Here is an 11,678-nt window from a genome sequence, read left to right on the forward strand (position 1 = left end):
TAGAGACTCTGGCTGACGGCGTTACCGGTATCACAGTCCGCTCACGCGCATCGGTACATCAACCAATCAACGTCTATCCGCGGTTAAGGCTGACCTTTACTCTGCTGCAGCTCTTTAACCACAATCTGAATCGCTTCAGCCATGGCCATCCCTTCCGAGGTCAACTCCTGAATTCGCTCTACCGCTTGCTGCTGCTGTTCGTGGGTCAAGCCCAACAGTTCTGACATCATTCACTCCTCAACATGTGGACCGGCATTTTACCTCAATCCGAGACCAATGACAGTAAGCCGAACAGACCCGAAACACGGGGTAATTTGTGACATCCGTTATTTTCTGATTACGAAATCATGCTGTGGCAACTTCATAAAGCACTTAATTCTGATCATTCGATTGCACTCAATGCGCGATTATCAAACTCAATTCGCACAAACATCACACCGACCGCTCACTTTTTAAACAATCAAGAAATGTGAATGCCGTTTGAACGAGAGTTAAATACCAATACGCCAAAAAATTACAAAATGAAGTTATTTATTTTCCTGAATCAACAACTATTTGTGCATAAATACACAGTATTTGAACCTTGTGTTGAATAGTTATTTGACCGATGTGATCGCGATCACCAATCGTGCAAAATAGTAACAAATATCAAACAGTAATAAGTTAAAGTTGAACGGCAATTTACAATAAAAAACGGGTCTAACTGATGAATAACATTCCAAAGATGAAAGCGATTTCGCTGGCGTTTGCCACTCCCCCTTCATAAGCACTTGGCGAATTAAGTATTACTGAAAATCCAATCTTAAATGCAAATTCAACCGCCGCATTATTGGTTGAATGTTATTAAACGGAAATACACGCAATGTTAAAAAAAACAACCGTTGCAATCGCCCTTGCCACGTTATTTAGTGCGGGTTCGGCCAGCGCTGTAACCTTTGAACTTAATGATGCCGGGGATTACGCTCGCCTCTATGGTGAAGTCGGTGTTGGCGGTCATATCGATACCAACCCCGATTACAACCACGATGAATTTTACGATACCAAAGGCTACGTCGACGACAGCTTCGCTACCATGGGCATGGAAGGCCAGCGTGGCAAATACCGCTATCGTCTGGAGCTGGACTACCAGCGCCGTAACTGGCTCGGTGGCGATGGTGAATTCGAACTGGCCATCGACAAAATGTACATCGGCTACGCCTTTACCGACCACCAGTGGATTGAGCTGGGTCTGACCGATACTGCCTTTGACGATTACGATCACTTTGGTGACTTCACCTTCAACAAATCCGTCGAAACCGGTGAAGCCGGCGATCAGGAAAACACCGTTAAGTACCAGGCCGATTTCGACCACCTGATCCTGGGCGCCTCCTACTCCTACGACGGTGAGCACAAGAGTGGTGCCCTGCAGGGCGACATCGTCAATGGTTACATTGGCTGGATGTCCGACTTCCTGTCGGTAGTCGTTGGCCTGGAAACCCGCGGCGGCTCCGACGGCGTCTCCAAATACGGTGAGCAGCAGCAAGTGGGCCTGGGCGTACGCCTGCAGGTAATGCCTAAGCTGGCGTTGGGCTTCAACGGCTTCCTCGAAGATGAAGATCTGGCCACCCGCAAAGCCGGCGATGTTTACCTGGGTTATGAAACCTTCCGCAACTACGGTCTGACCCTAACCTCCAAATACGATCTCAGTGAAAAATGGGAGATCATCGCTTCAGCAAACCACGAAGAGTATGAAGGCTGGGATCTGATCGGCCCGAATTACGACTACACCGAGCAGCCAGCAGAGTACGGAAAAGACCGCCGCTGGGGCAGCGTGGGCTTCAACTACCGTCCAGCCAAAGACATCGTTCTGTCCCTGGAAGGTCGCTTCGGCGAAGCCCCTGAAGCCGGCTACGCCTACGCGCGCATGTACTTCTAATCCGAGTCTGAATTAACTACATACAGAGTTTGCTATGAATAAAAGTATCCTCTCGCTGGCCGTTGCCAGCGTAATCAGCGTTGGCGCCCACGCCGGCGTTGAAGATCTGCTGATCACCGAAATGACCCAGGCCACTGATGCCAAAGTTGGAACGCTTGAGATCACCAATACCGGTACCGATCCCCTGAGTTTAACTGGCATCAAAATTGTCCAGCACTCCGCCAATAGTTATAACAATAACTACAACAACGAAATGTTGGATGCCGATGGAAATCCATTGCTGGCAGGCCGAACTCTTGCTCCCAACGCCTCCTTGGTGATTGTAGACAACCGCACTACCAAAGAGTTTAGAGAGTCCTTTGCCAAAGACGCAGACATTGTTGTGTCTCCATACGTTTCGGGAAAACACAATAACCTGAATATCAACGGTGATGACGGTTTCTACATTGAGGTCGATGGTAAAATTGTCGATCGTATTGGAGCTGTAGAAAACAAAGTTAAGTGGGCAACCAATACGACTCTGCGTCGTAAACTGGCTGCTGACGGTACCACCCCGAAACAGTCAGCGACTTTCGATGAAACCCAATGGCAAAGCATCATGCCATTGAAAACCGATACTCTCGGTGAACCTAACCTGCCTGCCGCTGACGCTGAAGACATAATGGATATTTTCACGTGTCCTGCTAACAAGAGTGAACTGACCGCCATCAGCACTATTCAGGGCACGGGGCATACCTCTCCTTTGGTGGGCCAAGACGTTGCCGTAGAAGGCATCATTACTGCTAAAGTCTCTCTGCCCAATCAAGGCTTCTATCTTCGCGATCTGGAGTCCGACGGTAACCCTGAGACATCTGACGGCATCTTCGTTAGCACCAGCGCCGCTGGGAGTCTTGAGGTTGGTCAAACCATCTGTATCGGCAGTGAAGTGAAGGAAAGCGAAGGTCAAACTCATTTGACTGCGGCTGGTGACTTTAAGTGGAATGTGACTAACAGCAGCATCACTTCAACCACGCCAACCGTCGTAGAAGTCATGGAATCCGATGATGGTTCCTTCGACAACACCCTTGAGCGTTACGAAGGCATGCTGGTTAAACTGCCTGATGACCTGAATCCGCTCGAGGAAGGTAAGCAGGACATGCGGGTCACCCGCAACTACAGCTTCAACCACCACAAAGGCGATCACAAACGCAACAACATTGTGTTGGCCTACAAACGCATCAATGTACAGCCCAACCACCTGTTCGAAGCTGGCAGCCCTGAGTCCAAGACTGCAGCCAAGCAAAACCTCGATTACCGACTGGTGCTGGAAGACGTTAAAAACCCAGCGTACAACGACGGCCAGGTACTCAGTTACTACCCCGAGTTCAACCGCGATGCTAAGGCTAACTACATCCGCATCGATGATAGTGTATTTAACGTTGAAGGGGTGATCAGTCAATACGAAACTGAGCACGATACCGCCACTAATAAGCCGGTATACGACTACAGCCTAACTGTCCTTAATGAGCTTCAGCCGACCACCGATAAAGAAAACCCCATCAACTTTATCCACAATATGGATCGCGAGGACTACCGGGATAAGAGCGAGAAATACGACGAGGTATACGAGCCAAAGATCAGCGAAGCTGTAGAGAAAGATCACTTCTCTATCCGCGTGGCCGGACAGAACCTGCTGAACTTCTTCAACTCTCCTTTCGGCGGTGATGCCAACCTCTACGGCCAAAGCCGTGGTGCCGAGTCTGAAGCCGAGTACCTGAAACAGAGAGAAAAACTGGTCAAAGCCGTTCAGGCCCTGGATGCCGATGTACTGGCGTTAATGGAAATGGAAAACAACGGCTTTGGTACCGACAGTGCGATTGCCGAAATGGTCAACCAGGTTAACGTGAAGTACGTCGATGAGAGAGCCCAGGGCTCCACCATTAGCGACACCTCCACCGAGAACCGCTACGTCTTCGTAGGCTTCGACCACAATGGCAACCAGAGACTGGATAACCTGGACGCCATCGGTAAGGACTCCATTGCCACTGGCATCATGTACCGTCCTGCCAAGATGAGCATCGAGCGCACCCGCGTGATTGACATGCCGCGCCAGAAAGCCCCCGCCATTGTCAATGCCCAGGGTCTGGACATGTATAACAAGGCAGGTGAAATTCTGGAAGACGGCGAGAACTACCACCGTAATGCACTGGTGGTCACCTTTGTCATCAACCAAACCGGTAAGCGCCTGACTCTGGCCGTGAACCACCTCAAGTCCAAAGGCTCCACCTGCTGGGAAGATTGGCAAGGCGTTGATTTTGGCGACGAAACCGTCTGGGACAAGTACTCAGCGCCCAACCCGGATCTTCAAGGTTCCTGTGCTGAGTTCCGTGTCTCCGGTGCCGTTCACCTGGGTGAAGAGATGGAAGGTATCCCAGGCGATAAAATCATCCTGGGTGACCTGAACGCCTATGGTAAAGAAGATGCGCTGCTGGTTCTGACCGAGAACCCGCGCAACAAGAAACTGGTTTCCGCCAGCCATACCTTCATTGGCTACAAACCTCAGTTCAATGAAGCCGGCACTCCAGCAAACATCACCAAAACCTATGGCTACGTCGATATCGTCGGCAAAATTCTTAAGGCGAAAGGTGAAATGCCTTGGAGTTACTCCTACAGCGATGTAGTGGGCTCTTTGGACCACATCCTGATCACTCCTTCTCTTGAAGATCGCGTCATCGACGCTGCTGACTGGCACATCAATGCCCCAGAAAGCGACATGTACAGCTACAGCAACAAGTACAAGAAAGTTGAAGGTACTGGAACCCATAGGTTCTACCAGGACGACGTCTTCCGTTCTTCTGACCATGATCCAGCGCTGCTCACCCTGAGCTACAAGCACGGTGAAGCCGATCCTGGCCATGCGGTACGCCTGCCTAAGCTGAAAAAAGTGATTCGCGTTCCTTACCAGGTTCCTGCCGCGGCCGGTGCCCAGAAAGGCGACGTTGCCACCATTTCACTGAGCCCAACCAATGACGAAGCCCGCCTGGATCTCAATCATATGACGCTGCCCAGCGTGGTACTGACTGAAGACAATCAGAGCCTGGTCAACTTCCAGGTGTTTGGTGCCCCATCGGCTTATTATCACGCCACCCTGACCCTGAAGCGCGATGGCAAAGTCGTCGAAGGTTCCAGCCAGTCCTTCGAGGTGAATGTCACCGGTCGCGACTCTCTGGTTGCGGACATCGTTGAAGAAAAGAGTGATGGCAGCGGCGGCAGCACCGGCTTTATCAGCATGCTGTCCCTGTTCGGCCTGGCGGCACTGCGTCGTCGCATTCGCAAATAAGTTCATCTCGACAATGAAGCGCCTGCCTTAAGGCAGCGCGCTTCGAGTCCTGGATTTTAAAGAGATACCATTATGACGATTAAAATGAACGCAGTGGCTGCGGCGACTGCTTTGGTTCTGGGCACCCTGTCAACGGCCGCCAACGCCGAACTCCTGATTACAGAGTATGTGGAAGGTGGCGGTTTCAACAAAGCGATTGAAATTTCCAACTTAGGCACCGACACCATTACACTGGACGGTCATTATGAGCTCGCACATCACAGTGTGAGTAGTAAAGGCAACGCCGGTGAAGTTCAGAAGCTAGCGCTCACGGGAACCCTGCAATCTAATAAAAGCCTTGTATTTATTAATTCTGGGATAAGCGGTCCATCCGCAACCAAGGATACTCCGGAAACCAAAGCACTTGTTGCCGCCATTAAAGCCAATAGCACGGTAGACAATAAAGTCATTAACTTTAATGGCAACGACTCCGTGGTGTTGCTGAAAGATGGCGCCGTCATCGACAGTATTGGTCAACTGGGCAAACCCTCCAAAGACGCATGGACAGAAGGCGCTTTCTCCACTAAAGACAAAACCCTGCGTCGTAAGACTAGCGTTACTACAGGTGATACCGACACTAGCGATGCCTACCCAGGCACTGGCCTTTCGCAATGGGAAGTTAAAGAAAAGGATACTCTAGACGGACTGGGCTGCCCAGGCGAGGATGCTTGCACTTCCACCGCAACCCCCGGCGTACTGCTGATTACCGAATACATTGAGGGCAGCAGCAGCAACAAAGCGGTTGAAATCTCCAACGTCGGTGGCAGCGCTATCGACCTGGATGCCAATGTGTACAAACTCGCCTTGTATGGCGGTGGCAGTACAGAGTTTGATCCTACCAGAGCCGAAACTCTGACCGGCATTCTGGCGCCGGGCAAGAGCATTGTGTATCACAACGACAAGGCAACTGAAGCTTTCAAAGTCGGTACAGCCTCCTCTGTTACTTGGTACAACGGTGACGATGCGCTAGTACTGACCAAGGACGACGTAGTCATCGATCGCTTCGGCAGACGTGGGGAAAAACCGGAAGGTGGCGCCTGGACCGATCCAAACAACGCCGAATTTTCCTCGGCCGAAAAGACCCTTCGACGCAAAGCCAGCGTTACCGCAGGCGATACCGTCGCCGAAGCTGCTTTCCCGGGCACCGATAACCAGTGGCTGGTCTTTGATCAGGATACGTCAGACGGCCTTGGATGCGCAGGTGAAGCCGCTTGTCCCGCAGAGCCGGAGCCAACCGATCCTTGCACCAACTGCGAAACCCTTACGCCGGTTGCCGATCCTAAAACCTTCAACGCCGATGAGTACTACTCCGACGCGCTGAACGGCGACTTCAATACGCCAGATGAGCTCAAAAAGGCGCTGTCGACCATCATCGCGACCGGTCACAAGCGACTGAGCTACAAGCAGGTCTGGACTGCACTGACCTACTCCGACCAAGATCCTGCTAACGATAAGAACGTTATTGAGATCTATACCGGCGCTTCCATCTCCAAGCACAGCAACCAGACCAGTGGCAGTGGTGCAGGCAAATGGAACCGTGAGCACGTGTGGGCCAAGAGTCATGGCTTCCCAAGCGAGTCTCAGTGGGGCTACACCGATGCCCACCACTTGCGTCCAGCCGACACCGCCGTCAACACCAAGCGCAGCAACAATGACTTCGGTGAGTGCAGCGACACTGGTGAAGAGGTTCAGTTCGACGGTAAAGGCACCGGTAACTACTTGGATACTGCCAAAGACTGTTTCGAACCTCGTGACGCCATTAAAGGTGATGTGGCACGAATGATGCTGTATATGGATACCCGCTATCAGGGTACCGATGGTAGCATGCCCAACCTAACTCTGGTCGACCGCACCACCACGGCCGACGAACTGTCCAGTAACGAAGCAGTTCACGGCACCCTGTGTGTCCTTTACAGGTGGCATCAAGAAGATCCTGTCGATACCGCTGATCAACAGCGTAACGACGCGGTCTACACCTATCAGGGCAACCGTAACCCCTATATCGACCGTCCTGAATTGGTCAAAGAGGTCTATGGCGCAGCCTGTGGCGATGGAACCCCTGCTCTGGATGTCGAGGGGGAAATCACCGCTCCTGAAAGCGTAACCGAAGGCTCGGCCTTCACTTTGGATGCCTCTGCACTGACCGCTGGCGAAGACAAAACTCTGACCTTCAAATGGGAACAAATTTCCGGCGAAGAGAAGACCGTTGTCGGCACCGAGGCGGTTCTGACTCTGACAGCGCCAATGGTGGATGCGGATTCGGCACTGAAGTTTACCTTGACTGTGAGCGACGGCTCCCTGGAAGCCAGCAAAGTAGTTAACCTGCCGGTGACCAACGTGCCTCTGACTCTGGATGTAAGCTTCGATGGCAACACCAAGCTGACCGAAGGTGACAGCACCACCATCACTGCTACCGTGGCTGATGCCCCTGAGGGCCTGACCTACAGCTGGAAACAGGTCTCCGGTGATGCAGCCAAGTTCACCGCCACTGGCTTGAAGCTGGATGTCACCTCTCCGCAGGTCAACATCAGCCAGGCTCTGGTGTTTGAACTGACAGCAAGCAGCGATGACGACAGCTTTAAGACCACGGTTAGCATCGACGTTGAGAATACCGAAGAAGCTGGCTGGGTTAAGCCAGATGGCGCAGGTAGCTTCGGCGGATTCATCGCCCTGCTGCTGCCACTGATGTGGCGTCGCCGCCGGGCTTAATCCGGTAAGCCGATATAAAGCAGCACCGAGAGCACTCTGGGTGCTGCTTTTTTCATTGAACAGGCGTTGCCCTCTGTCTGCCTTTGGGTAGATGACGCTCTCTTCCAAGGGAGTCCCATCAAGGCAAGCGGTAGCGCTGTATCTGAATACTGAAGGATTATCATGAATCGTTCACTCCATCCTTCTACCCTGATTCTTACCGGCTCAGCCCTGGCCCTTGCATTGGCATTAACCGGCTGTGGTAAGGAACAAGTGGAAGAGGCTCCTAAGGTGACCGCTTCGGCCGCCTGCTTGGCCGCTGGCGATGATTGCAAGCGCTTCACCCTGCTGCATACCAATGACCACCACGGCCGCTTCTGGCACAGCAAAAGAGGTGAGTACGGGATGGCCGCGCGTAAGACCGTCATCGACGGGATTCGTAAAGAGGTTGCCGAGCAAGGTGGTGAGGTGCTGCTGCTCTCCGGCGGCGACATCAACACCGGCGTTCCTGAGTCCGATCTCCAGGACGCAGAGCCCGACTTTATCGGCATGAACCACCTCGGTTATGACGCCATGGCAGTCGGTAACCATGAGTTCGACAATCCGACCACCATCGTCGATAAGCAGCGAGACTGGTCCAATTTTCCCTGGCTGGCGGCCAATATCTATCGCCAGGTCGACGGTGAGTGGCAACTCTATTTCGAACCCTACAAACTGTTTGACGTACAAGGCCTGAAACTGGCGGTGGTCGGTTTAACCACAGAGCAAACCGCCGATATCGGTAATCCGGAGTACGTACAGGGTCTGAAGTTCACCTCTCCCCAACAGGAAATGAAGGGCGTTCTGACGGAGCTCGAACAGAAACACCACCCAGACCTGGTCTTTGGCCTGACCCACATGGGCCACTACGAAAATGGCAATCATGGCAGCAATACCCCGGGTGACGTTGCTCTGGCGCGTAGCCTTGAGCCTGGTCAGGTTGAGGCGATCATTGGCGGCCACTCGCAGTTGCCTGTGTGCATGGAGGGAGATACCGGCGAGTACGTAGAAGATTACGGCCGCGATGAGCCCTGTAAGCCAGATCGCCAAAACGGCACCTGGATCATGCAAGCCTATGAATGGGGCAAGTACGTGGGTCGCGCCGACTTCGAATACTATGGTGGTGAGTTGCATCTGGCAAACTACCAGCTGGTTCCGGTAAATACCGCCACCAAGTTCGGGTCAATGTATCCATTTCAGATGCTGACTACCAGGGATCCGGAAACCCTCGAGCTGCTACGCCCTTATCAGAACAAGGGCCAGCAAAAACTGAAGGAAAAGATTGGCGTTGCAGAGGAAGATTTCATCGGCAAACGTAAGGTCGTGCGTTATCAAGCCACTCCCCTTGGAATCATGATTGCCCACGCCCAGACTCAACTGCCTGTACCTGCAGACTTCGGTATCATGAACTCGGGCGGTATTCGTACCACCATCGAGAAAGGCCCGATTCGTTATCGTGATGTCCTAAAAGTTCAACCGTTTGCCAACAGCGTAACCGTAACTGAGATGAAGGGTGACGAGCTGAAGAAGTACCTGTCGAAAGTCGCCATCAAGACTCGAGGATCTGGTGGCTTTGCCCACTTCAGTGGCATCAAGATGACCGTCGATTGCGTTGCCAGAGATGTGGATATCACATCGGTTGGTGGTAAGCCCTTTAGCTTGTCAGACACCTACCGGTTTACCCTCCCTAGCTACAACGCGGCAGGCGGTAATAAGTATCCGAAACTGGAGCAGGCTCGAAACACCGGCTTTGTTGATGCAGACATGCTGTATCAGTTCATTAAAGAGCATAAGTCTCTCAACCCAATGGACTACGACAAAGCGAAAGACGTTCGCTACATCAACTCCAGAAGTCCTTATGGCTGCGGTGGCTAAACCAAATCACAGCAGTTTCCTGAGCCTTTTGGGACCAGGACTCGGCTAAGCCAAGGAATGGCAACGCCGGCCTTAAAACAGCTCCTGACACGCTTTGAGCAATCAAAGCAAACCCCAAAGCCCAACCCACCGGTTGGGCTTTTCTTTATTCGCTCTAAAACCTTCCATCCGTCGTGCCCGCGTACGCGGGTACCCAGTGGCTGTGCCTTTCGTCATTCTTGCGCAGGCGAGAATCCAGCGGCTTACGTTTTAGAACCACAGACACTGGCCCCTCGCGTTCGCAATGAGCGACGGTGCTGTTGGGTTAGATTGGTGACTACGGATCGGCGCGGTGCATTTCTTCAAACCGCATAAACGAAAAAAGCCCCAACCGTTAGGTCAGGGCTATCGGCAGAGATCGGTACTGCTCGTTGGCACCGCAACGCCAACCACCCCTCCGTCGTGCCCGCGCACGCGGGTACCCAGTGGCTGTGCCTTTCGTCATTCTTGCGCAGGCGAGAATCCAGCGGCTTACGTTTTTGAACCACAGACACTAGGCCCTCGCGTTCGCAAGGGCGACACGTTTTGGGTGTTGTGGAACACTTGCTGCCGAGCCCGCCTCAACGTTCGGAGCTAACCGCTCCCCCCCTTCAAATAACTTCCGTCGTGCCCGCGCAGGCGGGTACCCAGTGGCTTTTCATTCACCGTACTCAAAACCGAAGACACTGGGCCCTCGCGTTCGCAAGGGCGACGGTGCTAGTGGGTCAGATTGATGACTACGGATCGGCGCGGTGCATTTTTTCAAACCGCAGAAACGAAAAAAGCCCCGACCAAAAGGTCAGGGCTATCGGCAGAGATCGGTACTGCTCGTTGGCACCGCAACGCCAACCACCCCTCCGTCGTGCCCGCGCACGCGGGTACCCAGTGGCTTTCATTCTCCGCACTAAAAACCAAGACACTGGGCCCTCGCGTTCGCAAGGACGACGGTGCTAGTAGTAGAGTTTGTGGTAGTCGGGCCGTTAAAGTGGTTCGGCAAAGCTCATGGCTATTCGCTTTCACACCAACCTCAACCATCCCTCCGTCGTGCCCGCGCACGCGGGTACCCAGTGGCTTTTATTCTCCGCACTAAAAACCAAGACACTGGGCCCTCGCGTTCGCAAGGGCGACACGTTTTGGGTGTTGTGGAACACTTGCTGCCGAGCCCGCCTCAACGTTCAGAGCTAACCGCTACAACCCACCTTCAAATAACCTTCGTCGTGCCCGCGCAGGCGGGTACCCAGTGGCTGTGCCTTTCGTCATTCTTGCGCAGGCGAGAATCCAGCGGCTTACGTTTTTGAACCACAGACACTGGGCCCTCGCGTTCGCAAGGGCGACGGTGCTATTGGGTTAGATTGGTGACTACGGATCGGCGCAGTGCATTTTTTCAAACCGCAGAAACGAAAAAAGCCCGTAGCGTTAGCTACGGGCTATTTCGTTTGTTGGCGGAGTGGACGGGACTCGAACCCGCGACCCCCGGCGTGACAGGCCGGTATTCTAACCAACTGAACTACCACTCCGCACAATCTGTGTAGACAACCGACGTATCGATTCTCTAAAAGGGAGTCTGACGATGACCTACTCTCACATGGGAACTCCCACACTACCATCGGCGCTACTGTGTTTCACTTCTGAGTTCGGCATGGGATCAGGTGGGGCCACAGCGCTATTGTCGTCAGACAAAAACTGTATCAATTCGCACAAGCTGTTTTCTCGTTTGCATTCTTGCAAGCGCTTAACTATCTGGGATATCAAAACCCATTGGGTGTTGTATGGTTAAGCCTCACG

General features: G+C 52.9%; 5 protein-coding genes, 1 tRNA gene and 1 rRNA gene. 4 read left to right on the forward strand and 3 right to left on the reverse strand.

Annotated features, from left to right (window positions below; all coding sequences use genetic code 11):
* Positions 1-83: 83 nt before the first annotated feature.
* Positions 84-230: a YoaH family protein gene (locus H598_RS26210; RefSeq protein ID WP_084144578.1), complete on the reverse strand. Its 147-nt coding sequence runs from the start codon at positions 228-230 to the stop codon at positions 84-86.
* 632 nt (positions 231-862) lie between these two features.
* Here H598_RS26210 and H598_RS0121280 point away from each other — a divergent pair.
* The 4 genes from H598_RS0121280 (at position 863) to ushA (ending at position 9,875) form a co-directional block, all read left to right on the forward strand.
* A complete protein-coding gene (locus H598_RS0121280; protein WP_028114812.1) occupies positions 863-1,915 on the forward strand; it encodes a hypothetical protein in 1,053 nt (350 codons plus the stop codon).
* A gap of 34 nt (positions 1,916-1,949) precedes the next feature.
* Positions 1,950-5,234 (forward strand): ExeM/NucH family extracellular endonuclease, encoded by a 3,285-nt coding sequence (locus H598_RS0121285; protein WP_028114813.1) that lies wholly within the window; start codon positions 1,950-1,952, stop codon positions 5,232-5,234.
* A 72-nt stretch (positions 5,235-5,306) separates the two neighbouring features.
* Positions 5,307-7,982 (forward strand): endonuclease, encoded by a 2,676-nt coding sequence (locus H598_RS25810; protein ID WP_028114814.1) that lies wholly within the window; start codon positions 5,307-5,309, stop codon positions 7,980-7,982.
* 162 nt (positions 7,983-8,144) lie between these two features.
* Positions 8,145-9,875: a bifunctional UDP-sugar hydrolase/5'-nucleotidase UshA gene (ushA, locus tag H598_RS0121300; protein WP_035416398.1), complete on the forward strand. Its 1,731-nt coding sequence runs from the start codon at positions 8,145-8,147 to the stop codon at positions 9,873-9,875.
* Between the two features lie 1,458 nt (positions 9,876-11,333).
* Here ushA and H598_RS0121305 read toward each other — a convergent pair.
* A tRNA-Asp gene (locus tag H598_RS0121305) sits at positions 11,334-11,410 on the reverse strand.
* 45 nt (positions 11,411-11,455) lie between these two features.
* Positions 11,456-11,570 (reverse strand): 5S ribosomal RNA (gene rrf / locus H598_RS0121310).
* Positions 11,571-11,678: the final 108 nt, after the last annotated feature.

Source organism: Ferrimonas kyonanensis DSM 18153, assembly GCF_000425405.1.
Classification (GTDB): Bacteria; Pseudomonadota; Gammaproteobacteria; order Enterobacterales; family Shewanellaceae; genus Ferrimonas; species Ferrimonas kyonanensis.